General features: G+C 38.0%; 23 protein-coding genes and 1 other annotated feature. Of the genes, 1 reads left to right on the top strand and 22 read right to left on the bottom strand.

Going from position 1 to position 25523, the window contains the following annotated elements; translation table 11 throughout:
- Window positions 1-3: 3 nt before the first annotated feature.
- The 10 genes from leuS to NE664_11345 form a co-directional block, all read right to left on the bottom strand.
- Window positions 4-2415 (bottom strand): leucine--tRNA ligase, encoded by a 2412-nt coding sequence (leuS, locus tag NE664_11390; protein ID MCQ4727246.1) that lies wholly within the window; start codon window positions 2413-2415, stop codon window positions 4-6.
- Between the two features lie 80 nt (window positions 2416-2495).
- Window positions 2496-2707, bottom strand: a binding site (T-box leader).
- 59 nt (window positions 2708-2766) lie between these two features.
- Window positions 2767-3546: a TSUP family transporter gene (locus NE664_11385; protein ID MCQ4727245.1), complete on the bottom strand. Its 780-nt coding sequence runs from the start codon at window positions 3544-3546 to the stop codon at window positions 2767-2769.
- Window positions 3539-4906 (bottom strand): APC family permease, encoded by a 1368-nt coding sequence (locus NE664_11380; GenBank protein ID MCQ4727244.1) that lies wholly within the window; start codon window positions 4904-4906, stop codon window positions 3539-3541. The genes NE664_11385 and NE664_11380 overlap by 8 nt, the downstream gene beginning before the upstream one ends.
- A 229-nt stretch (window positions 4907-5135) precedes the next feature.
- Entirely contained in the window at window positions 5136-6947 is a 1812-nt protein-coding gene (locus tag NE664_11375) for an ABC transporter ATP-binding protein/permease (GenBank protein MCQ4727243.1), read from the bottom strand.
- Window positions 6940-8676 carry an ABC transporter ATP-binding protein/permease gene (locus NE664_11370; protein ID MCQ4727242.1) on the bottom strand — a complete coding sequence of 579 codons (1737 nt, stop codon included), beginning with the start codon at window positions 8674-8676 and terminating at the stop codon, window positions 6940-6942. Before NE664_11370 ends, NE664_11375 begins: the two co-directional genes overlap by 8 nt.
- Window positions 8670-9134: a MarR family transcriptional regulator gene (locus NE664_11365; GenBank protein MCQ4727241.1), complete on the bottom strand. Its 465-nt coding sequence runs from the start codon at window positions 9132-9134 to the stop codon at window positions 8670-8672. Before NE664_11365 ends, NE664_11370 begins: the two co-directional genes overlap by 7 nt.
- 365 nt (window positions 9135-9499) lie before the next feature.
- The gene (locus NE664_11360) at window positions 9500-9640 is read right to left on the bottom strand and encodes a FeoB-associated Cys-rich membrane protein (protein ID MCQ4727240.1); all 141 of its coding nucleotides are present in this window, start codon (window positions 9638-9640) and stop codon (window positions 9500-9502) included.
- Window positions 9641-9652: 12 nt separating this feature from the next.
- On the bottom strand, window positions 9653-11827 hold the full coding sequence (gene feoB / locus NE664_11355) for a ferrous iron transport protein B (protein MCQ4727239.1): 2175 nt from the start codon (window positions 11825-11827) through the stop codon (window positions 9653-9655).
- A 45-nt stretch (window positions 11828-11872) separates the two neighbouring features.
- Window positions 11873-12094, bottom strand: coding sequence for a ferrous iron transport protein A (locus NE664_11350; protein MCQ4727238.1), 222 nt, complete (start codon window positions 12092-12094; stop codon window positions 11873-11875).
- Window positions 12095-12115: 21 nt separating this feature from the next.
- The gene (locus NE664_11345) at window positions 12116-12328 is read right to left on the bottom strand and encodes a ferrous iron transport protein A (protein MCQ4727237.1); all 213 of its coding nucleotides are present in this window, start codon (window positions 12326-12328) and stop codon (window positions 12116-12118) included.
- A gap of 392 nt (window positions 12329-12720) precedes the next feature.
- Between NE664_11345 and NE664_11340 the strand changes: the two genes are divergently transcribed.
- The gene (locus NE664_11340; GenBank protein ID MCQ4727236.1) at window positions 12721-13080 is read left to right on the top strand and encodes a metal-dependent transcriptional regulator; all 360 of its coding nucleotides are present in this window, start codon (window positions 12721-12723) and stop codon (window positions 13078-13080) included.
- Between the two features lie 161 nt (window positions 13081-13241).
- On the opposite strand, the gene NE664_11335 is transcribed toward NE664_11340, so the two are convergent.
- The 12 genes from NE664_11335 to NE664_11280 form a co-directional block, all read right to left on the bottom strand.
- Complete coding sequence (locus NE664_11335) at window positions 13242-13814, bottom strand: VanZ family protein (GenBank protein MCQ4727235.1); 573 nt, start codon at window positions 13812-13814, stop codon at window positions 13242-13244.
- 110 nt (window positions 13815-13924) lie between these two features.
- Entirely contained in the window at window positions 13925-14482 is a 558-nt protein-coding gene (locus NE664_11330; GenBank protein ID MCQ4727234.1) for a 2-oxoacid:acceptor oxidoreductase family protein, read from the bottom strand.
- Window positions 14483-14484: 2 nt separating this feature from the next.
- Complete coding sequence (locus NE664_11325) at window positions 14485-15234, bottom strand: thiamine pyrophosphate-dependent enzyme (GenBank protein ID MCQ4727233.1); 750 nt, start codon at window positions 15232-15234, stop codon at window positions 14485-14487.
- Window positions 15234-16295 (bottom strand): 3-methyl-2-oxobutanoate dehydrogenase subunit VorB, encoded by a 1062-nt coding sequence (vorB, locus tag NE664_11320; GenBank protein ID MCQ4727232.1) that lies wholly within the window; start codon window positions 16293-16295, stop codon window positions 15234-15236. The genes NE664_11325 and vorB overlap by 1 nt, the downstream gene beginning before the upstream one ends.
- A 16-nt stretch (window positions 16296-16311) precedes the next feature.
- A complete protein-coding gene (locus tag NE664_11315; protein ID MCQ4727231.1) occupies window positions 16312-16530 on the bottom strand; it encodes a 4Fe-4S binding protein in 219 nt (72 codons plus the stop codon).
- Window positions 16531-16554: 24 nt separating this feature from the next.
- Window positions 16555-17241 carry an ATP-binding protein gene (locus NE664_11310; protein MCQ4727230.1) on the bottom strand — a complete coding sequence of 229 codons (687 nt, stop codon included), beginning with the start codon at window positions 17239-17241 and terminating at the stop codon, window positions 16555-16557.
- A 519-nt stretch (window positions 17242-17760) separates the two neighbouring features.
- Window positions 17761-19587, bottom strand: coding sequence for a methyl-accepting chemotaxis protein (locus tag NE664_11305; protein ID MCQ4727229.1), 1827 nt, complete (start codon window positions 19585-19587; stop codon window positions 17761-17763).
- A gap of 530 nt (window positions 19588-20117) precedes the next feature.
- Complete coding sequence (obgE, locus tag NE664_11300) at window positions 20118-21395, bottom strand: GTPase ObgE (GenBank protein ID MCQ4727228.1); 1278 nt, start codon at window positions 21393-21395, stop codon at window positions 20118-20120.
- A 292-nt stretch (window positions 21396-21687) separates the two neighbouring features.
- Window positions 21688-21981 (bottom strand): 50S ribosomal protein L27, encoded by a 294-nt coding sequence (gene rpmA / locus NE664_11295; protein ID MCQ4727227.1) that lies wholly within the window; start codon window positions 21979-21981, stop codon window positions 21688-21690.
- Window positions 21978-22328 (bottom strand): ribosomal-processing cysteine protease Prp, encoded by a 351-nt coding sequence (locus NE664_11290; GenBank protein ID MCQ4727226.1) that lies wholly within the window; start codon window positions 22326-22328, stop codon window positions 21978-21980. The genes rpmA and NE664_11290 overlap by 4 nt, the downstream gene beginning before the upstream one ends.
- Before the next feature lie 8 nt (window positions 22329-22336).
- The gene (gene rplU, locus NE664_11285; protein MCQ4727225.1) at window positions 22337-22648 is read right to left on the bottom strand and encodes a 50S ribosomal protein L21; all 312 of its coding nucleotides are present in this window, start codon (window positions 22646-22648) and stop codon (window positions 22337-22339) included.
- Between the two features lie 197 nt (window positions 22649-22845).
- Window positions 22846-25482, bottom strand: coding sequence for a valine--tRNA ligase (locus NE664_11280; protein ID MCQ4727224.1), 2637 nt, complete (start codon window positions 25480-25482; stop codon window positions 22846-22848).
- Window positions 25483-25523 lie beyond the last annotated feature (41 nt).

Genomic DNA, 25523 nt, shown 5'->3' with positions numbered 1-25523 from the left:
TATTTATTTAATTACTATATTTACTATTTTTCCCGGTACAAAAATCTCTTTTACAATAGTTTTCCCCTCAAGCCTTGAAGCAAGCAGTTCTTTTGCCTTTGAAAGTACTTCGTTCTTATCGGCGTCTTTCCTTACCGTTATATTTTCCCTTACTTTTCCGTTAATTTGAAGAGGTATAACAATTTCGTCCTCAGTAAGCTTTGAAGTATCTGCCTCAGGCCATCCCGCATTAAATACAGTATCCGTATGCCCAAGTTCCCTGTAGAGTTCTTCGGCTATATGCGGAGTAAAAGGCGCAAGCAGCACAATAAGCGTTTCAAGGCAAGATTTATCGATACCGTCCTGCTCTTTCGCAATGTCAATAAGTTTATTTGTGTATTCCATAAAACCACTTACAACCGTGTTCATTGTAAGCGCTTTTAAACGTGATGTTATTTCATAAATCATTTTATTTTTAACAAACTCTGACTCTTTTGAAGGCTCGGCGTTTTTATCTTTATAATTAGCGACAAGTTTCCAAACCTTGTTCAAATATCTGAAAACGCCGTCTATACCACTGTCGTCCCATTCGCTGTCAACTTCAGGCGGACCTACGAAAAGTTCGTACATTCTTAAAGAATCACATCCGTATTTAGCAACAAGCTCGTCCGGAGAAACAACATTCCCTTTGGATTTGCTCATCTTTGCCCCATTTTTGTTAATCATTCCCTGATTAAACAGCCTTTTAAAAGGTTCGTCAAAGTTTACAACTCCTATATCATAAAGGAATTTTGTATAAAACCTTGCATAAAGCAGATGCAGAACCGCATGTTCGATTCCTCCTACATACATATCTACAGGCGCCCACTTTTCAAGCGCTTCTTTGCTTGCAAGCTGCTTATCGTTATGCGGATCTGCATAACGTAGGAAATACCATGAACTTCCGGCCCACTGAGGCATTGTATTCGTTTCCCTTTTAGCAGGCCCGCCGCATTTCGGGCACGTTGTATTAACCCATTCGTCAATTGCCGCTAAAGGCGATTCCCCCGTATCAGTCGGCTGATAGCTTTCAACCATCGGAAGTTCAACCGGAAGCTCGCTGTCAGGCACAACAACTGTGCCGCAGTGTTCACAGTGCACAAGAGGGATAGGTTCTCCCCAATATCTTTGGCGTGAAAAAACCCAATCTCTGAGCTTATAGTTAACGGTCTTTTTGCCAAGGCCTTTTTCTTCCAATATAAGAGGAGCTTTATTTTTGGCTTCAAACGCGGTCATCCCGTTAAAAAGCGGGGAATTTATCATTTTTCCGTCGCCTGTATAAGCCTCTTTAAGTTCTTTTTCTTCCTCTCCTTCCGGAATGATAACTTGAATTATAGGAAGGCCGAACTTTTTGGCAAATTCAAAGTCGCGTTCATCATGAGCGGGAACACACATAATAGCTCCCGTACCATAATCCGCAAGTACATAATCCGATACCCATATAGGCGCAAGCTCGCCATTTAAAGGATTAATCCCATACCTCCCGGTAAATACGCCTGTTTTTTCCTTATCTGTCATACGATCGACGGAAGATTTTGTCGACGCGGCAAAACAATAGTCCTCAACTGCTTTTTTATACTCGTCAGTTACAATTTCCTTTACAAGTTTATGTTCAGGTGCAAGCACCATGAAAGTAGCCCCATATAAAGTATCGGGCCTTGTTGTATAAACCGTTATTTCATGCTCGGTATCTTTAATTTTAAAATTAACTTCCGCCCCATAGCTTTTGCCGATCCAGTCTGTCTGCATCTTTTTAACCTTTTCGGGCCAGTCAAGTTTGTCAAGGTCGTTAAGGAGCCTCTCTGCATAGTGTGTTATCCTCAGCATCCACTGACGAAGGTTCTTTTTTGTAACAACTGAACCGCATCTTTCACAAACCCCATTTGTGGCTTCTTCATTCGCCAAAACACATTTGCAGCTTGGGCACCAGTTAAGCGGCATTTCTTTTTCATAGGCCAAACCTTTTTCAAACATACGGGCAAATATCCACTGCGTCCATTTATAATATCCTTTGTCAGTAGTGTTAACCTCTCTGTCCCAATCATAAATCGCGCTTATTTCATGAAGCTGACGTTTAACATTTGCAATATTTGCATTTGTGCTTATTTCAGGATGCGTATTTGTTTTAATGGCATAATTTTCAGCCGGAAGGCCGAAAGCGTCCCACCCCATCGGATGAAGCACCTGATAACCTTCAAGAACTTTATAACGGCTTATTACATCGCTTAATACATATCCTCTCCAATGCCCTACATGAAGGCCCGAACCCGACGGATACGGGAACATATCAAGGCAGTAATATTTTGGTTTATCGGCATCTTCTTTGTTAATAGGGTTTTTCTCCCATTCACTGCGCCACTTTTTTTCTATGGCCGCAAAATCATACCTGCTGTTCATAAAATATCCTCCTAAAACATTTCGCTGCCCTTTGGGCGGCAATATTTTTAACTCTTTCAAAAAAATCCTCCGCCTCTTGATATAGAGACGAAGGACAGCTTCGCGTTACCACTCTAGTTTGCCTAAAATAAGGCACACTCAAACCCATTAACGCCGGGAAACGCCGTATCCTACTAAAAAATTCAGTACGGGGCTCAAAGGCGAGTTCAGAATTTCAGGCATGTTGTTTTGCACCACACAACAACTCTCTTAAATGTCTGATAAACTTACTATTCCTTATCAAAGCCTTTAAAATAATCAGTAACATAATATATAACACATTTTTTCCAATAAATCAAGCTAATTTACTCTTTAAACCGCCATATCCCAAATTAATTTAACAATTAAAATCGAAAGTACGACAAAAAACATCGGCCTTATAAACTTAACGCCTTTTTTAAGGGCAAAAGACGAACCTATAAAATTTCCGGCTATTCCAAAAACCGCTCCCGGAAGGCCTATTTGCCACAATATTTTCCCGCCCAAAGCAAATGTAATAAAAGCGGCAATATTTGAAGCCAAATTGACTATCTTCGTATTTCCCGAAGCCGTGATCAAATCAAAACCCGCAATTCCCGTAAATGCCAAAGCAAGGAACGTTCCCGTACCCGGCCCAAAAAAACCGTCGTACATTCCTATTACAAAACCTATGATAACAGATAAAATAATAATTTTTAAACTGCTATGTCGGTATGTAGTATCCTCATTTCCAAAGTCTTTTTTAAATACCAGAAAAACTGCTATAATCGGAACAGATACAACCATAATAAAATTAAGCGCCTTTTCGTTTATAAGCATATTCAAATACGCACCTATTGAAGAGCCTAAAAGCGCGGCGGCAGCGGCTGAAAAGGCCGCTTTATAATCTATTTTACTGCTTCTCATATACTTAATCGAAGCCACCAGCGTCCCGAATACAGAAGAGCATTTATTTGTAGCGGCGGCAAAATGCGGAGGCATGCCCGCCGCCAGATATGCCGGAAGGCTTATAAGCCCTCCTCCTCCCGCTATCGAATCTATAAAACCGGCAATAAATGTAAACGGACATATTATTAAAAGTATCTTTGTTGTATCAAACGCCGTGTCAATCATTTAATTCATTCCCCTGTTTATTTTTATTCCTGAAATAAACTCCGGCGGCCATAAATATGCAGAATACTATTAAATAGCCGACAACGGCAATCCTATGCGCAAATATAGCCGCAATTACCATAAAAACGCAGCCTGCCACAGTTAATAGAGGCATAACAAATCTATTGAAAGCATTTAAATCCTTATTCTTAATTACAAACATTATAACAATCGGTATATATGACGCATATATAGTTATAATCGGCAGTTCGGACGAATCAAATGTCAGGAATCCAAACCATGTGTCAGTTAAATTTGAACCGTAAAAATATAAAAGCCACCATGCGCAAATTAAAACCCCAAAAACAGCCGAATTATTCGGCATATTCGTCGTTTTGTCCATCTGAGAAAACTTTGCCGGATGCGGCCCCTCATTCCGTACTGCAACTGCATATATTCCTCTCGTTGATGCGAGCATAAGTCCGTTTAATGTTCCAAGGCATGATATAATAACAAATACAAAAAGTATAACGCCGCCCATAGATGAAAAGATACTTTCAAATGCAATTTTAATTCCCGCTTCTCCTTCCGACATCAAAACGGCATTTTCGACTGTTCCTGCAAGTCCAATATAATAGGATATATATACGCAGGCAATTATAAACGTGCCGGCAACCAGAGCAATAGGCAAATTCTTTTTTGCATTTTTTATTTCAGCGTTTATTGAAGTAGCAATTATCCATCCCTCATATGCAAATGCCGTAGCTACTACAGCTGTAAAAAGGGCATATTTTCCTTCAACTTCCACAACTGCAGTTGTAAAATTATAAACTGTCATACCGTCGGAAATTCCTTTTATTGTGCCTATCACAGCCATAAGAAGAAGCGGCACAAGCTTTATAATTGTTGTGGAAACTTGAAGTTTTCCGGCAAGCACAGGCGACAAAGCATTAAGCGAGTAGCTTGCAACAAGCAGGAACCCGGCGATAACCATACATTCTCCACCCGTTATGGAAAAACCAAAAAGCACGCATATATATCTCGCAGATACCCATGATAAAACCGACGTAAGGCATGGATAATATATCGTCGCCAGAAACCAGCCCAGATAATATGCATATTTCTTTCCTACAGTATTTTCGGCATAATCCACTACGCCGCTGACATGCGCATATCTTGTGGCCATAACCGAAAAAGTATATGCGCAGCAAATCATTATCAATGCGCCGACAGCCCATGCGATTATTCCAAGCGGCAAATTTCCGCCCGTTGCATTAAGAACCTTTTCAGCCTTAAAAAATACGCCGCTGCCTATGACTATTCCGACAACCATTGCAATCGCTGTAAAAAGGCCGTATTTTTTTTCAAAATTTCCACTCATTTGCGTAATCCTCTCCTGCCTGAAACCAATGTGATATTATATATTATAACAGTTCCAAAAACAATAACCGATACATCTCAAACTGGCATAGATTCGTATACTGTTTTACAAGACAAAAGTCCTAACCGACAAAACTTAAATCTTATCGGTTAAGAACTGTTGTCTTTTTTAAATATATTTTAATATATAATGAATTTATATACTGCGTCAACATATAATTTCAAAAATTTTATGCCGTCTGCGGCGAAAATTGGCTCATATAAAGATTATAGTAAAATCCCTTCTTCTCCATAAGTTCATTATGGGAACCGCGTTCTATTATTCTTCCGCCATTGACAACAGCAATCAGATCTGCATCTTTAATAGTTGAGAGCCTGTGCGCTATTACAAAGTTTGTTCTGCCTCTCATAAGATTATTCATGGCTTCTTGAATTTTCATTTCAGTCCTTGTATCAACGCTGCTTGTAGCTTCGTCAAGTATTAGTATCTTCGGATCTGACAATATTGCCCGGGCAATGCTTATCATCTGACGTTGCCCCTGGCTTAAATTTCCTCCTCCGTCTGTAAGTATTGTATTATACCCCTCCGGAAGCCTTTTTATAAACTCGTTTGCATTTGCAAGTTTTGCAGCTTCCTTGATTTCCTGGAAAGTAGCGTCTAGTTTTCCGTAACGGATATTGTCTTCTATAGTACCCGTAAAAAGATATGTGTCCTGAAGCACTACTCCTATAGCGGATCTGAGACTGTCGCGCTTTATATCGCGAATATCATGACCGTCGATAGTAATTTTTCCCGAATTAATATCATAAAAACGTGTCAGCAAATTTATTATAGTTGTTTTTCCGGCTCCCGTCGGCCCAACAAACGCTATGGTCTGCCCTGGTTTTGCATATAGGTTTATGTCTTTTAAAATAGGATTATTTTCTTCATATGCAAATTCAACATTTTCAAGGCTGACAAAGCCTTCAACTTCTCCAAGTTCATACGCATGTTCAATGTCTTTCGGTTCTTCCTGTTCGTCGATAACTTCAAATACTCGCTCCGCTCCTGCAAGCGCCGCCATAATCATATTGGCAAGCTGTGAAATTTCATTTATGGGCCTTGTAAATTGTTTTGAGTATGTCATAAACGTTGTAATTGTTCCCACCGTCATATTCATTCCGGTAATTATCATAATGCCGCCGATACATGTTATAAGAGCATAACTTATGCTGTTTAAAGCCGTTGAAATAGGCCCAATCATTCCCGAAAATATCTCGGCTTTTACTCCGGAAGATAAAAGATCCCTGTTAATGACCTCAAATTCTTTAATTTCTTCTTCTTCCCTTGTGAACACTTTTATAACCTTCTGCCCTGAAACTACTTCCTCTATATAGCCGTTGAGGTTTCCCAGCTTCTGCTGTCTTTTCATAAAATACTTACTGCTTTTTGCCGCGACTTGCTTCGTAATCAGAAGCATTACAGGAATTATAATGATAGTTATTAATGTAAGAAGCGGGCTTAATATACACATTGCGGCAAGAGTAAATATAACTGTCAGCAGGCTGCTTAATATCTGGGATATGCATTGGTTTAATGTATTTGAAATATTGTCAACATCGTTAGTGACACGGCTCATTACCTCGCCGTGCGGTTTTGAGTCAAAATATTTTAATGGGAGTTTTTGAAGCTTGTCAAAAACTTCTTTCCTTATTTCTTCAACAGTCTGTTGTGAAATACTAATCATCGTCACACTTTGAAGCCATGTAAATAAGCTTGCAAAAAGATACAGTATAAGCAGGGCGCCGCAAATTTTAACAAGCCCGGCTATATTGCCGGCGCTTATAAATTCGTCAATCGCAATTCCCATAACCCGTGTGGCTACCGTACTCATTAGCGTTGAAGCTATTATAAGGAGAAGTATCCCAAAAAGCTTTGCCTTATGTTTGGAAAGGTATTTCATTAAACGTATTGCCGTGCCTTTGATGTTTTTAGCTTTTTCAAAATTTACGGCATTTTTATTGCCCGGCCTGATATTAACACTTTTATTTTTCTCATTCACCTGAAACAGCCCCCTTTCCTGTCTGAGAATAATATATCTCCTGATAGTCTTTGCTTGTTTTGAGCAGTTCTTCATGGGTTCCCATGGCAGATATGGTCCCGTTTCCGAGCACTAATATTTTGTCTGCGTTCATAACTGAACTGATCCTTTGGGCAATTATAATTTTTGTGCTGTCTTTAAGTTCTTTTGCAAGCGCATTTTGAATTTTCTTTTCCGTAACCATATCCACGGCGCTTGTGCTGTCGTCAAGTATTAGGATTTCAGGGTTCTTAATAAGCGCCCTTGCTATTGAAAGCCTTTGTTTCTGCCCCCCTGAAAGGTTTACGCCCTTTTGACCGAGTTCTGTTCCATAATTAGCAGGAAGTTCCATAACAAAACCATGCGCCTGTGCAAACTCTGCCGCTTTGTATATTTCTTCATCGTCTGCATCCGGCTTTCCCCAAAGTATGTTATCTTTTATTGTCCCGCTGAACAATATTGCTTCCTGCAATACTACCGCTACTTTCTTTCTCAGAACTTCAAGGTCAAATTCCTTTACATTAACGCCGTCAACAAAAACTTCGCCTTCCGTAACATCATAAAGACGAGGTATTAAGTTAACAAGAGTTGACTTTCCGCTTCCGGTTTCTCCGAGTATAGCAACTGTTTCCCCTTTTTTAACCGAAAAGTTTATGTTTTCAAGCACAGGTTCTCCTGTTCCGCCTTCATATCTAAACGATACGTTTCTAAACTCGACAGTGCCTGTTTCATTTGTTTCTTTAACGGCATTTTCCGGGGTTACAATATCAACTTTGGTTTCAAGCACTTCGTTTATACGGTCTGCCGATACTTTAGCTCTTGAAAATATCATAAATACCATCGAAATCATCATCAGCGCCATAAGTATCTGTGTTAAGTATGTTATAAACGCCATTATGTCGCCTATTTCCATTGTTCCGGCTTTAACCTGAATACCGCCGAAATAGAGAATTGCAATAATACCGAAATTCATTACAAGCATCATGACAGGCATAATTAGGACGATTGTCCTAAAAGCCTTAATTGTAGTGTCTTTATAATCTTTGTTGGCTTCATCAAATTTCTTAATTTCGTAATCGCTTCTTACAAAAACCTTTACAACTCTTACTCCGGAAAGATTTTCCCGCATTACAGTATTAACTTTGTCAAGTTTCTCCTGGACAATTTTAAAAAGCGGAAAGCTTAATTTGATTAATACTGTTATGGCAGCCAGAACAATGGGTATCATAACCAAAAATATCAAAGACAATTTTCTGTTTATTGTAAACGTCATCATAATTCCGCCCACAAACAGAAGCGGCGCCCTTACAAGCATCCTTAGACTCATAAGAACAATATTCTGCATTTGCGTCACATCGTTCGTAAGCCTTGTTATTAAAGACGACGGTTTAAATGTATCAATGTTTTTAAAAGAAAATTCCTGTATTTTTTTAAATAAATCATCCCTTAGATCGGCTCCGAAGCCTTGGCTTGTCAAACTTGCAAAAATGAGACAGCCAATCCCGCCTATTATGCCAAGCGCCGCTATTACGACCATAATTATGCCGACTTTTATTATATAATCGAGATTTCCGGCCACAACACCGTTATCGATGATTTTTGTCATTAATTTAGGCTGTAAAAGTTCGCTTGCAACCTCTATCATCATAAGAAGCGGCGCAAGAATTGTATACAGTTTATATTTCTTCAGATATTTAGCAAGTTTTAACATTCTGCTCCTCCTTCATTTTGTTCCAAATTTCGGCACATCCTTTTAACGAAAGAAAGGCACATCGCTTTTTCTTCCTCTGAAAATCCTTTAAAATAACATTCCTCCATTCTGTAACTTATTTTGATACCAATCTGCATATGTTTTATCCCGCTTTCAGTTATAAATACCCTTATAACCCTTAAATCTTTATTGTCCTGCTTTCTTATTATTAAACCGGCCTTTTCCATTCTTTTAAGGGAATCCGTTATACTTGCGGCTCGGAAATTGAGAACATCGGCAATATTCTTCTGGGTACAGCCGTTATTTTGAGATATAAAAACAAGTATCGGCAGTTGTCCGGGAAAAATATTCTCTTTTTCCGCTAATTTTGAAAATTTGGCCCTATGCAGTATATTAAATTTCTTTAACTCTCTCTCTGCCTCACATAATGCCGCTTTAAATTCAAAATTACTACTCAAATTATAATCCCCTTTCAAAATTAATTAGCCTCCTAACTTTTTAGTTAGGTAGCTAATATTCTATATACAAATACTTTTTATGTCAATATAAATTTATAAAAATTAAAATAATTTTAGTATATTTAAAAAATAAATGCTTATACAAGCTATATGATAACATGCCTATTCTGTTTTATAGTTCAGGCTTTCAACACTTTATTTCAATCTGAATACAATGGAATTATTCATGGTTTTTACATTGTTTTTTCAAATTTTATATGTCGCTTAAAAATAAAACAAATCCGGAAAATATATACCAAATTCAACATGCCGTTAAATAAAAAACTGCCGGGAAAGCAGTATAAATCTCCCGACAGTTTTTTCTGTTATTGTTTGTGATCTAGGCAATGTGACGCACAATTGTCACATCCACAGCCGCATCCGCCATTTTTCTTAGTTTTTCTAACTTGCCTAACAGCCAAAATAATTATTATTAAAACTATTCCTCCAACTATATAAGTTCCCATAAAATTACCTCCTTATGCCTTAACAGGAATTTTTTTAGTTAAACTCCCATTTCCTTTTTGAGGCCTTACAAGCATATAAATAAAGAAAGCTATTACGATTATTGCGGCTGCAGTTCCTATTCCGAAACCGCCTCCTGATATAAAGGTACCGATTTGATAAATACAAAGCGACGCGCCATATGCAAGTATCGTTTGATAACCTATAGCAAACCAGAACCATTTTATATTATTCATTTCACGTTTGATTGCACCCATAGCGGCGAAACAAGGAGCGCAAAGCAGATTGAATACGAGGAATGAATATGCCGCCCATGTTGTCATGCTGCCCGCAAGAGTCCCCCAAATTTCGCTTCCGTCTTCAGCAACTTCAGTAAAACCGTAAAGTATACCAAAAGTACCTACAACATTCTCTTTTGCAACAAGACCCGTAATAGCCGCAACCGCCGATTTCCAATCGCCCCATCCTAAAGGCGCAAATACCCAGCTTACAGCGCTTCCGATATTTGCAAGGAAACCTTGGCTTAAATCTTCTACCATTGTAAATTTACCATCGACGATACCAAAGTTCGATGTAAACCAAATAAATATCGTTGAAAGGAGGATAATCGAACCGGCCTTTTTAATAAACGACCAACCTCTTTCCCACATGCTTCTAAGTACGTTCATCACAGTAGGCATATGATAAGCCGGAAGTTCCATAACAAACGGAGCCGCCTCGCCTTCAAACATTTTTGTTTTCTTTAATATAATTCCAGAACAAATTATTGCCGCAATACCAACAAAATAAGCGCTAGGCGCAACCCATGCCGCATTATCAAAAAGAGCTCCCGCTATAAGAGCGATAATCGGAAGTTTTGCTCCGCAAGGGATAAATGTTGTCGTCATTATTGTCATTTTCCTATCCCTGTCGTTTTCGATTGTTCTTGAAGCCATAACTCCCGGAACCCCGCATCCGGTGCCAATAAGCATCGGAATAAAAGTTTTTCCCGAAAGTCCGAATTTTCTGAATATCCTATCCATAATAAACGCTATCCTTGCCATGTATCCGCATGCTTCAAGGAAAGCAAGGAAAATAAAAAGTATCAGCATCTGCGGAACGAACCCTAAAACAGCCCCTACTCCCGCTATAATGCCATCAAGTATAAGAGAACTTAACCAAGGCGCACAATTTATTGATTCCAGAATATTTCCGACAATAACAGGAACGCCGGGAACAAAAATACTGCTTCCGAACAAATTCCAACCTTCGCCGAAAACGCCGTCATTTGCCCAATCCGTCGCTATCCCGCCGACAGTTGTAACCGAAACATAATAAACAATAAACATTACAGCGGCAAATATCGGAAGAGCTAAAAATCTGTTTGTAACAACCCTATCAATTTTATCAGATAAAGTAAGGCCTCCGTTATTTTTCTTTTTTAGGCATCCGTTTATAATCGACGAAATATATACATATCTCTCATTTGTGATGATACTTTCAGAATCATCATCCATTGCTTCTTCAGTTTCGGCAATAACAGATTCAACATTAGGAACAGTCTTTAACATTTCCGAAATCTTTTCATCACGTTCAAAAAGCTTAATAGCATAGAACCTTTTTTGTTCTTCGCTTATTGAATCATCTAACATTGAACTTATACTGTTCAAAGCAATTTCCACTTGATTTGCAAACGTATGTACCGCGCCTCTTATATCTTTTGTTTTAGCGGCATTAACAGCTTTTTCGGCCGCTTCCTTAATTCCTGTTCCTTTAAGAGCGGATATTTCCACTACATCGCATCCAAGATTTTTAGATAATTGTTTTATATTTATGATATCGCCGTTCTTTTGTACGACGTCCATCATGTTGATTGCCATTACAACCGGAATACCGAGTTCGCAAAGCTGCGTAGTTAAATAAAGATTACGTTCCAGGTTTGTGCCGTCAACTATATTTAATATAGCATCCGGCCTTTCATTAATAAGATAGTTCCTTGCAACAACCTCTTCAAGAGTATATGGCGAAAGGGAATATATACCAGGCAAGTCCATTATCACAACATCTTTATGGCCTTTAAGCCTTCCTTCTTTTTTTTCAACCGTAACGCCAGGCCAGTTTCCGACAAACTGGTTTGAACCTGTAAGCGCGTTAAACAATGTTGTTTTTCCGCAATTTGGGTTTCCAGCCAACGCTATTTTTATTCCCATTTTTATGTCCCCCTTAGAAATTCTTAATAAAATATCTATACGCTATTATTCTACAGCTATCATTTCAGAATCGGCTTTTCTTAGTGACAGTTCGTATCCCCTCACCTGTATTTCTATAGGATCGCCGAGAGGGGCAACCTTCCTTACAAAAATTTCAACGCCTTTAGTTATTCCCATATCCATAATACGGCGTTTAACGGCTCCTGCGCCGTCTATCTTAATAACCTTTACAATTTCTCCGGGCTTTGTGTCTTTAAGTGTTTTCAACTCATCGCGTCCTTTCTTTATTCAGACCATTACTCTATTGGCCATAACTTTACTGATAGCTACACGGGTATCTTTAACATTAACAATTAAATTTCCGCCGGATTCTGAAATAACAGATATGTTCCCTCCGACGACAAAGCCAAGGCTTTCCAAAAATTTCTTTGTTTCATCTTTTCCCGTAATTCGTTTAATAGTTTCGCTCTGTCCAGAGGATAGCATTGTTAAAGGCATCATCAATAACCTCCTTTTTGTCATTAAGCAACAAAATATGTATAGCAGTAATTTTAATAACTATTATTTAACACTTATTACCTATCAATAACCTTTAAACAGTTTACATCAGCTAACATCTATTGTCAATACCTTTGGGCAAAAAAAGTTAACTTATACTAATATATATTTTCAATTTTCAGATGATATGTATAAATGCAATTTTATTTTTAAAATACAAAAATTACTTTTAAAATTATATTTATATGCAAACTTTTACCATTACAGCAAAATATAGTTATAGCAAGTTTTATAAATTAAACCGTATATTTTTAAATATTTGTTTGAACAAATTGCAACTATATGGTAATATATAGTTGATAAAATATAGAAATATGATAGGGTTGGTGAATCTATTGAAACTTCAGGAATCCGGGGAAAACTATCTCGAAACCATATTAATATTAGAACAGCGTAATGGAATTGCCCGTTCAGTCGACGTTGCCAATGAACTAGGTTTTTCAAAACCCAGCGTCAGCCGTGCCGTTTCAGTATTAAAAGAAGCAGGATATGTAGAAATCGGTTCAATTAACCAGCTTCTTCTAACAGAATCCGGCCGCGAAGTTGCAGAAAAAATATATGAAAGGCATTGTATCCTTAAAGATTATCTTATGTCGATAGGAGTCGACGAAACTACAGCTTCTGATGACGCCTGCCGTATTGAGCATGTAATCAGCGACATAACTTTTGACTGCATTAAAAAAATTATGAGATGATAAAAAATGGCTCTCAAAACTGAGGCCATTTTTTATATATCAAATTGCGTTATATAAATATATTTCATACTGTTTATAAGCCATAAAAATTTACTTGTTAAAAATTTCGTTAATACATTTTATATACATACCGCAGAATGTTCTGAGATATATTTATACCATTATAAATTTGTCACACCTGTGCTATTTCTGAGTTTTATTAGACATGATTTGTAAATAAGAGCCGTTAAAATAAAGCCGATTAAATATCCTGACAAATTTAATATAAAATCATCTATGTCAACTACTTTATTAGGATACATTGTTATTATATCAATTGTCAACTGCAAAGGTTCGATTATTAATATTAAAATAAGCAAAATTAAAAAGCATTTTTTCATAGATACAAACCTATTTAATAATACATATGACAATGGAAACAACGGCAAAGTAATAATTATACTTCCAATAATAGGTATATAATTTTGATCTTGAATATAAATTGATATAGTTTTAAACGCTTCTAAATTTATAAAATTTATCAATGTTAAATCCATATCTCCTTTATAATTATAAGGTTTAAAAAGTATAATAAAAGCCATTAAAACATATGCGCTGCACAAAAAAACGTATATGCAAAAACCATAATCTACGTATTTCCTCTTGACAAACTGTATAAGACCACATAAAAATGCGCATATAACTCCGATAAAAGCGGCAAAAATACTTAAATGTAAAATATCCGAAAACGCCATTTCGTTTATTCCCCCATTCTTTCATAAACATACTTTTCAACTAAAACAAGAGCAGAAAATTACTTTCTGCCCTTGCTGCAGGAATAAACCCGCATTAATAGGAAGTGTGTTTATTTTACAAGCGATTTAGCTATTTCAGCGCCTTTCGCCAAAGCTTCCCTGTTAATAGGAATCAGCTTTGCTTTGTTGTCGCCGAAAACTTTAAGGAATGCTTTAAGTATTGATTCCGGCTCTACGATTTTATCAATTTCAATCACGGCTCCAAGCATAATGATATTAATTAATTTTGCATTTCCAAGTTCATTTGCAATATCATTAGCAGGGATATAATAAACATTAACATCAGTTCTGTCAACCTTTTCTGTGATAATACTTGAATTAACAAATATAGATCCACCGGGAGCGACCTTCGGAACAAACTTATGGAATGAAGGAAGGTTCATAACAACAGCGGTAGTAACGCCTTCTTCAAAAATAGGCGATCCGACAGGTTCATCCGAAACAATAACAGAACAGTTTGCCGTACCTCCGCGCATTTCCGGGCCATAAGCCGGAACCCATGAAACTTCTTTCCCATCAATCATACCCGCATATGTTAAAAGCTGGCCCATGGACATAACGCCCTGTCCGCCGAAACCTGCACAACTGATTTTATGTGTTTTTCCCATAATTATTTCCCCTCCTCTATATCTTTAAATACACCGAGAGGATAGTATGGAATCATTTTTTCAGTAACAAATTCCATCGCTTTTGTTGCGCTCATGCCCCAGTTAGTCGGGCATGTTGATACTACCTCAATCATTGTAAATCCTTTTCCGGCTTTCTGATATTCAAGGGCTTTTTTAATTGCCTTTTTAGTTTTCATAACATTGCCCGGTTTATCAACTGCAACCCTTTCAATATATGCAGGTCCGTCTAATGTGCTTAAAAGCTCGCAAATACGAATTGGATTTCCATTTCTTCCAACGTCCCTTCCGCTTTGAGATGTCGTAGCTCTCATACCAGGAAGAGTTGTAGGAGCCATCTGGCCTCCTGTCATACCGTAAATACCGTTATTAATAAAGATAGTAGTAATCTTTTCACCCCTTGCCGCCGCATGCACTATTTCAGCCATTCCAATAGAAGCAAGGTCGCCGTCTCCCTGATATGTAATTACCATTTTGTCAGGATGAACTCTTTTTATACCGGTTGCAGTAGCTGGAGCTCTTCCGTGTGCACAGTGGATTGAATCATATGTAAAATATCTCGGAATAAAAACTGCACATCCAACAGGAGCGCAAATAATCGTATTGTCAGTTTCGCCCATTTCTGAAATACATTCAGCTATAATCCTGTGAACAATACCGTGTCCGCAGCCTGGGCAATAGTGCATCCTAACGTCTGTTAAACCCTCAGGTCTTTCGAATAATGTTGTTGACATTATTTGTCACCTCCCATAACCTTTTCCGCATATGCTGCACATTCTTCAGGTGTTGGGATAACGCCGCCGCACCTGCCGTAGAAAGTAACCTTATCCTTATCGCCAACCGCAAGCTGAACATCAGGAACCATCTGGCCCATGCTCATTTCGCAAACGATGAATTTTTTGATATTTTTATTCTGGAACGGAACCTGTGGGAAAGGCCATAACGTACGCGGCTGGATTAAGCCAATCTTGTAACCTTTTTCCCTCAATTCTTTAACTGAATTTTTTACAATCCTGCTTGTTGTGCCGTATGCGACAAATGCATATTCAGCGTCTTCCATCATAAATTCATTGTATTTAACTTCTTCTTTTTCAATAACAGCATATTTATCTCTGAAGAATCTCAAGTTTCTTTCCTCGCATGTATGCGCGTCAATCTCAAGGTTTACGATAGTGTTTGTTTTTCCTTTAGGGCTCATGCCTAATGCCCATGTAGATTTGTCCGCCTGTTTCCTTGTTTTAACAGGTACGTCAAAATCTACCGGTTCCATCATCTGCCCGATAAGGCCGTCGGCAACTACCATAACAGGCGTTCTATAAAATTCTGCTATTTCAAACGCTTCTTTTATATCGTCTACAGCTTCCTGAATCGAACCCGGAGCAAGAACAGGCAAATGATAATCACCATTTCCGCCTCCGCGCGTAGCCTGATTGTAATCACTCTGTGAAGGCTGTATTGTGCCAAGTCCAGGGCCGCCGCGCATTACAGACACAATAACGCAAGGAATTTCACCCATTACGCAGTATCCGATACCCTCCTGTTTAAGGGCGATTCCCGGCGATGATGAACTTGTCATAACGCGCGCGCCGGCAGCTCCCGCACCGTATACCATGTTTATTGCGGCAACTTCGCTTTCGGCCTGTATAAACGTACCGCCCACCTCAAATAATTCTCTTGATAAATATTCAGGAACTTCATTCTGTGGTGTTATAGGATATCCGAAGAAGTATCTGCATCCACCAAGAATAGCAGCTTTTGAAAAAGCCTCATTACCTTTCATAATAACTTTTGCCATTACCTTCTCCTCCTTCCTAGTCGTTTTTAACGATTGTAATTACACAATCTGGACACATTCTAGCACAGCTTGCACATCCGATACATGAATCCATGTCTTTTATGCTTGCCGGGCTGTAACCAGCATCATTAGTAATTTCCATGTTAAGCGCAATAATTTTTTTAGGACATGAAACAACGCATAATTCACAGCCTTTACATTCTTTTTCATTGAAAGTTACAGTAAACTTTGCCATTCTAACAGCACCTCCTTGAAAATTTTACATCCACACTTCCCTCATAAAATACTTCATGGGAAACACGCAGCCGGAAAGTTTTTCCTTTATTTCAGGCGTCATGTCTAATACTACTTCCTCTACATATGAGGTATATTTAATCGGAATTCCGGCAATACGGCCCGCTTCAGAAAGTATTTCATCCCCCAACAAAATATCTTCTGCTTTTGTGTCCCTAACCAAGTTAGAGTTATTTACGAACCCAGTGACGGAAAGCCCGGAAGAGTATTCTAATTTTTCTTTTTGTTCAAGAATTTTTTCAACATTGCTTGTATCGGGCCTGAATACATTAACAACCATAAAAAACTCTGTTTCCGATGGATCAATAAGTTCTTTATATCTGCCCAATACAATGGTTCCAACATCATTACCGCCAAGATCTATAATGTAATTGTAGCTTTTATCCTCAAACGGCGCAAAAGCCTCCGCCGGGATTGCGGGGAGATCGGCTGAAGCGCTTATGGAAGAATCAATCATCCTTATTCCTTCTTTAATAAGCTTGTCCCTTACTTCCCTTGAGCGAAAATACACATTAACTATATCCATATCGGCTAAGGCTACTTTTTGGCATGACTGCCTGACCAGTTTAGTTGCATAATTAACTGCAAACTCAGTTTTACCGCTGCCGTAATGACCTGTTATAATCCTAACCCTTTTGTCATCCGAAACCATAATCGGCCTCCTAAAAACTAATCTAAAACAAATATTTTGTTATAAAAGTATTAAAATATTAAAAAATTTGATATTTTCCAAATCGATATTGTTGATTATAACTCTTTTAAACATATCATGCAATATTGATTTTGTATTTTTTTAAACACAATTTACATTGTACCACTAAAAACAAAATATTTTTCTGCAAAATTATACAGAATTAAATAATCAAAAATCTTAAAATTGTATAAATAAATTCTTTATTATCATTTAAATTTCATATATATTACATTATATTCACGTTAAAATTGCTTTAAGTGTTTTTTAATCCGAACAACTTTCAGTTTTTGTTATTTAATTAACATTATTTACTTAAAATTATTTGTATATATCAAACAAAAACGTTACTATAAAAAATATGTAAAAATTGCTTATACAGGTATATAATTAAATTATGCTTGTATACATTTTTTAATTCTTAAATCTGAAAACAAAAAGCGGGCATTTCAATTTGCAATGCCCGCATAGTTATATAAATTAATATTTTGACATATCAAACGACGATGAATGAGCATAATTCAATTCATCACCGTTGTATGAAGTTTCTGCCGATGGATAGCTGTATGTATTCTTTGAAACATCGCCTTTTTTAGCCGACAAATTCATACTTCCGCTTCCGTCATCAAGCGTAAACTTTGATAGTACACGCTCCAGTTCATTTGCCTGTGCCGACAATTCCTCGCTTGCCGCCGCACTTTCCTCAGCTGTCGCCGAGTTTGTCTGTACAACGGAAGATATTTGATCTACGCCAACACTGAGCTGAGCGATAGCCTCGGCCTGCCTTTTTGCCCCTTCCGCAATTAAATGTACTAAATCAACCGAAACAATAACTTTTTCTGTCGTTTCCTGCATAGCAACGGCAACATCTTTCGCAATGGCCTGTCCGTTATTTACGGCCGCAATTGAGTCCTCAATAAGCCTTGTTGTATCGCTTGCCGCTTCGGCGCTTTTTGAAGCAAGATTTCTGACTTCATCCGCAACTACTGCAAAACCTTTTCCGGCGCTGCCGGCTCTTGCTGCTTCAACAGCCGCATTAAGGGCAAGGATATTAGTCTGGAACGCTATATCTTCAATAGTTTTAATGATCTTACTGATCTCTGTGGATTTAAGGCTGATTTGTTCCATTGCGTCAACCATACTTTTCATCTTGTCATTGGCATTTCCCGCCAAATCCATGGCTTCTGATGAGCGAGTGCTTGATTCTTCAGCATGTTCGGCCGTCTTTTTAACATCGGCCGAAACATCTGTAATTGTAGCCAAAAGTTCTTCAACGGCGCTTGCCTGTTCAGTTGCACCCTGTGCAAATGCCTGTGCGCCGTCTGATACCTGCTGGGAGCCGCTTGCAACCTGTTCGGCTGTAGATTCAATAGTTCTCATCATTTCATTTTGCATTGCAATCGTCTTAAGTATTGTATCCTGCATCACACGGAAAACGCCTTTAAAATCTGTTGAAGATTTAACCGTAAGATCGCCTTCCGCAACTTTTTCCATAGCGGCGTTAACTAACGTTACATATTCATTAAGCCTTTCACAGCTTGCATTGAACCTCGCCGATACTTCTCCGAGTTCATCGTTTGAAACAACCTCAATATGATTATCAAGCTTTCCTTCAAATAATGACTCCATGCCTTCGAGAAGGTTCTTTGCTCCTCTGCTGATGCCTCCGGTAATCTTTAAAGCCATTATAACTGAAACAAGAACACCGACTATAAGGCTTCCAATTACCATAACTTCCGCTTTAAAAATCATGGAATCAAGGGCATCCATTTGTGTACGTCCGTTTTCCGTTTTATTTTCAATAATTTTATCTATAACATTTGTTATATTGTCACATAACGGCACAAGTTCATGCTCAACTATTTTTTGAGCAGCACGCATATCATTGCTTTTTACATAGTTTTCAACTTGTTTCCTATATGAAAAATATTCATTTAAGTATCCTTTCACCTCTTCTAAGTTTTTCTTGTTAGATTCATCCAACAAAACATTCTCCATTTCAGCAATATCTGTTTCCAAAATATTTGAACTTTCAACAACTCTGTTCATCATATCCTGACTTGAGGCCTGATCCGTCATATATACGCCTAAAGATATCAATTTTTGATTATTGTTAAATTCGGCTAAAAAATTAACCACGAATTTTTGCCCTTCGCCGTAATATTCATAAACCCAGTTGGCCTGTTCCTTAGCTTTTATAAGCTGCCTCAGCCCTACTATAGATCCCAATCCTGAAACCACAATTACAGCTGCAAATCCGGCGATCATTTTTTTCTTTATGGACAACCCTTTTGAAAATTTTTTCATACCATGTACTCCTCCTAACAAATCTCAGTGTTTTAATATGTACCTGCTTATGCAACCAAATATTTAATTCAACTTATAAAAATTCAATTAAATACCAAAAAAACTGCCTGATAAAATTATGCTTATATTCCAAAAATTTAAATGCACACATAAATCGGTTATATTTAAAACAGCATATATAACACAAAATAAAGCATGCTGCAGCTAATATGGTCAATAAAAGTTATCATTTAAAATGCAAGTCCATTTCTTAAAATCAAAAATAAATCTTCCGAGCATGTTTAAATAAATTCAATATGCCTGCCATGATACTTATTTTCAATGAAATATATTATACTACATTAAATTTAATAATACAATCATGTACAAATAAAAACATTCGTTTTTGCAATAAAATATTGAACAATGGCGAATAAATGCAAAATTACCTGAAATATTTAATCGACATAATATAATATCGGAAAAAAATTCAAAATATTAAGGGTTGTTATAAAACAACCCTTATATATATGTTTAAATAAAATAAAAAATTATTTAAAATATTCAAATTCCAAATCGTAAATTTTAACTGTGTCTCCTTCTTTTATCCCTTTTTCTTCCAATGCATCTATTATACCTTTTTCCCTCAAATATTTCTGGAAGAAAGCAAATCCCTTTTCGGTATCAATATTAGTATATCCGATCATCTTTTCAACGCCTACGCCTGTTACAACATAATAATTTCCGTCATATATCTCTATTTCAAAAGGCTCTTTATCGATATCCGGTTCAATGAACTCTTCGAAATCCTCTTCAAACACAATATTTTCAGGATATTCTTTAAGTTTTAAAGCAACAGCTGCCAATAAATCGTCAAGTCCTTTATTTGCCGCAGCTGAAATAGGAAAAACTTTATATCCTTTTGGTTCATAAACAGCCTTCAGTCTTTCAACATTCTCCTGTGCTTCAGGTATATCAATCTTGTTTGCGGCTATTATTTGAGGGCGTTTACTCAATTCACTGTTATAATTAAAAAGTTCGGCGTTAATCTTTTCTATTTCTTCAACAGGATCGTTTCCCTCAAGCGCCGCCGCATCAACAACATGTATAAAAACCTTCGTTCTTTCCACATGCCTTAAAAATTCATGACCCAACCCAACTCCTTCGCTTGCTCCTTCAACAAGTCCGGGTATATCGGCAAGTACAAAATCTTCGCCGTTTTTGCCCTGCACAACACCCAAATTAGGCGCAAGCGTTGTAAAATGGTAATTCGCTATTTTGGGATTGGCGTTAGTAACCATTGACAAAAGCGTGCTTTTCCCAACATTTGGGAAACCAATTATTCCAACATCTGCGATAAGTTTAAGCTCAAGTATAACGTCATATTCTTTAGACGTCTGCCCTCTTTCGGCATATCTTGGAGCCTGCCTTGTCGGCGTTGCAAAGTGCTGGTTGCCTTTTCCGCCTTTTCCGCCTTTTATAACCGTTTTTCTTTCGTTCGGCCTTGTTATGTCGGCCATAATCTTGTTGCTTGAAGCCTCTTTAACTACAGTGCCCACCGGAACTTTGATTACAACGCTTTCGCCGTCTTTGCCAAACCTGTTCCTTTTGCTGCCCGGCTCTCCAGGCTGCGCTTTAAAGCTTCTTTTATAGCGGAAATCCATTAGGGTGTTCATGCTTGAACTTCCTTCAAATATAATATCCCCGCCCTTTCCGCCGTCGCCTCCGTCAGGGCCGCCATGGGTTATATATTTTGCCCTATAAAAAGAAACGGCCCCATCGCCGCCGTTGCCGCCCTTTATGTGTATTTTAACTCTGTCGACAAACATTTTTTCACCTCTTTATATGGAATTACAATAAATTACGATTTCTTGAACTATTGCAATCTTTATCTTACTGCATAACAAAATACTCACAAAGCAAAATTTCAATTTCCAGATCTTAATATGCATAAATACTTTCATATTCTTAATGTATTAAAACATGTTATTGTGCCGTAAGCCGCACGCAAAACTATATTCATGCTTATAATCTGAAATTATTGCCTTATTTAATAATTAATATCATATTAATATAATAAAAGGGTTTCAAATGACGTCATCTGAAACCCTCATAAACCAATTATTCTGCTGCTTCAACTACAGGGTAAACAGAAACCTGTTTTTTATCCCTGCCTTTTCTTTCGTATCTAACTGTACCGTCAACTAAAGCGAAAAGGCTGTCATTGCCGCCGATACCAACATTAGTGCCCGGATGAATTTTTGTTCCCCTCTGAGTATAGAGAATGTTCCCAGCCAAAACGAACTGTCCGTCAGCACGTTTTGCACCGAGCCTTTTTGCTTTAGAATCACGTCCGTTCTTTGTTGAACCAACGCCCTTCTTATGAGCAAAAAACTGAAGGTTTAATTTCATCATACCGTTCTACCTCCTTCGTCGTTAATTTTTATATAACAACCGTACTCATTTTCAATATTGCTAAGGCCGTAAAGCATTGTTTCAAGCAAAAGCTCTACGTCATGATTTTTTTTGCCGCCTTTTATTAAAGGAAGGCTGTAATTTATATATCCGCCGTTTTCCTCATCTGCTTCAAAATTATACTTTTCATTGGTAAATCTTTCAATAGCATTGATTGTATTGATAACAAGTATACTTACCGCCGAACAAATAATATCGTCGCCGCTGTCGGCAAAGCCCGCATGGCCGCTTAAACGGAATCCATAAATTACAAAATCTTTATTTCTGTAAATATCCGCTTTTATCATATTAAAAATTAAAGTGTAATTGTGTTAATTTTTAATTTAGTAAACGGCTGCCTGTGGCCCCTTTTTTTATGGAAACCTTTTTTAGGCTTATATTTATAAATAATAACCTTCTTAGCTTTCCCGTCGCCGATTACAGAAGCAGAAACTTTAGCGTTTTCAACATAAGGAGCGCCAACAGATAAACCTGTTTCATTTGACAAAGCCAAAACCTTATCAAAAACAAACTCGCTGCCTGCTTCAACACCTAATTTTTCAACGGTGATTACATCACCTTCAGAAACTTTATACTGTTTTCCACCTGTTTCAATTATCGCGTACACATGTACACCTCCTCGCACTATACTCGCCGGATACGGCACAGGAAGCCTTTCTTCCTGTTTAAAACCTCTCCGTGCGGCTGAAACCGTGCTTTCAAACGCACTTGTTATATAATAACATGTTCAAATATATATGTCAACAATTTTTCTTTTATTTCCATCATAATTATTAACATAAAAATCGAAAAACGAGAGTTCTTTTATTTTGACATCTGTGACAGCCTGTCTTCAATTTGCAAAAGCATTGATTTATATTTCTCGCCTTTTGCTTTTTCTTCGTCAATAACAGACTGCGGCGCCTTTGAAACAAATCCTTGGTTTGAAAGTTTTTTGTCAACCCTGTCTATTTCCTTAAGCATTTTTTCCTTTTCTTTTGTGAGCCGCTCTATTTCCTTTGAAATATCGACAAGTTCTGCAAAAGGCATATATATGACGGCATTTTGAATTACGCAGCTTACGGCGTCGTCATCAATTCCGTTTTTATTATCCTGCACATAAAGCTCGCTGGCATAAGCCAAATTTCTGAGAAAAACTTCCGATCTCTTAAACACATCTCTCACATATTCGTCATTGCTTACAACAAATACTTTTGCTTTTTTTGCCGGCACAACATTCATTTCGGCGCGTATATTTCTAATGCTTCTTACAGCTTCTTTTATTAGATCAATTTCCGCTTCGCTCTCTTTGAAATTCCACTCTTCCCTAAACTCCGGCCATTTGCTTATCATTATACTTTCTTCATCGCTTTGTACATGCATAAATATTTCCTCTGTTATAAAAGGCATGTATGGGTGAAGAAGTTTAAGGGCGTTTATAAGCACTTCCTTTAACGTCCATAAAGCCGCGTTCCTGGTTTTATCTTCTTTATTATAAAGCCTTGGCTTTACCATTTCGATATACCAATCGCAGTATTCATCCCAAAGGAAACTGTGTATTTTATCAACGGCAAGCCCCAGTTCATAATTGGACATATTATCTGTAACTTCTTTTGCAAGCGTGTTAACTTTGCTGATAATCCACTTGTCAGCCGGCGTGAGGAAAAGCAGTTCGTCGTTTTTATTATCTTCAAGATTCATAAGGACAAACCTCGAGGCGTTCCAAAGCTTATTTGCAAAGTTTCGGCTTGCGTCAAGCCTCTCCCAATAAAAACGCATGTCGTTGCCGGGGGCATTCCCTGTAATTAAAGTAAGCCTGAGGGCGTCGGCGCCGTATTTTTCAATAACTTCAAGCGGATCAATGCCGTTTCCGAGCGATTTGCTGAATTTTCTCCCCTGATCGTCACGTATAAGCCCGTGTATAAACACATCCTTAAACGGTATCTCATCCATTTGTTTAAGCCCTGAAAACACCATTCTGATAACCCAGAAGAAAATAATATCATAAGCCGTCACCAGAACGCTTGTGGGATAAAAATGTTTAAGCTCCTCTGTGTTTTCAGGCCAGCCAAGGGTTGAAAACGGCCATAAAGCAGATGAAAACCACGTGTCCAATGTATCCTCATCCTGTTTAAATTCACTTTCCCCGCATTTACCGCACTTTTGCGGCGCTGTTTTGCTTACTTCTATATGGCCGCATTTTTGGCAGTAATACGCCGGTATACGGTGCCCCCACCAAAGCTGTCTTGATATGCACCAGTCTTTTATATTTTCAAGCCAGTGAAGATATATTTTTCCGAACCTGTCCGGAATTATATTCAGCTCGCCGTTTTTATAAACGTCGATTGCCGGTTTTGCAAGTTCTTCCATTTTAACAAACCATTGAAGCTTTATAAGCGGCTCGACAACAGTATTGCAGCGTTCATGCACGCCTACCGCATGGTTTATGTCCTCAACCTTAACAAGAAGACCCTCTTCTTCCAATTCTTTAACTATTAACTTACGGGCTTCATAGCGGTCAAGGCCTTTATACTTTCCGGCATTCTCATTCATTGTGCCGTCGTCGTTCATTACGTTAATGCGTTCAAGGTTGTGGCGGATGCCCACTTCAAAGTCGTTTGGATCATGCGCAGGAGTAATCTTAACAACTCCTGTGCCGAAATCTTTTTCAACATATTTATCCGCAATAATAGGTATTTCACGGCCGACAAGAGGAAGCACACATGTTTTTCCTATAAATTTCTGGTATCTTTCATCTTCCGGGTGTACTGCTACCGCAGTATCTCCAAGCATTGTTTCAGGCCTTGTTGTTGCAAGCTGCAAAAACTCTCCGCTGTCTTTAACAGGATATTTAATATGCCAAAATCCGCCTTGTTTATCAACATGGTTTACCTCTGCATCGGAAATTGTCGTCATACATTTAGGGCACCAGTTTACAAGCTTTTCTCCTCTGTAAATAAGCCCTTCATCGTAAAGCCTTGTGAACACCTCAAGCACGGCGTCGGAACATCCTTCGTCCATTGTAAATCTTACTCTGTCCCAATCGCAGCTGCTTCCCATTTTCCTGAGCTGCTTTAATATAATTCCGCCGTATTCCTCTTTCCATTCCCAAGCGCGCTTTAAAAACCCCTCGCGTCCGACGTCCTCTTTTTTCAGCCCGTCTTCCGCCATTTTCTGTACGACTTTAAGCTCGGTTGAAATACTTGCATGGTCAATGCCCGGCACCCAAAGCGCATTATACCCGCTCATCCTTTTCCAGCGTATAAGTATATCCTGTATGGTATTATCAAGGGCATGCCCCATATGAAGCTGTCCGGTAATATTCGGCGGCGGCATAACTATTGTATATGGTTTTTTCGTTTTATCAACCTCTGTATGGAAATATTTTCTGTCAAGCCATGTGCTGTAAAGGCGTTCTTCCACAACAGAAGGGTCATAAACTTTTTCAAGTTCTTTAATCATTCGTGTTCCTCCAGTCAACTAAAAATTATATGCCAAAAAAA

The sequence above is a fragment of the Anaerotignum faecicola genome (genome assembly GCA_024460105.1).
GTDB lineage: Bacteria > Bacillota > Clostridia > Lachnospirales > Anaerotignaceae > JANFXS01.
This window is presented reverse-complemented; position numbering and strand designations above follow the sequence as displayed.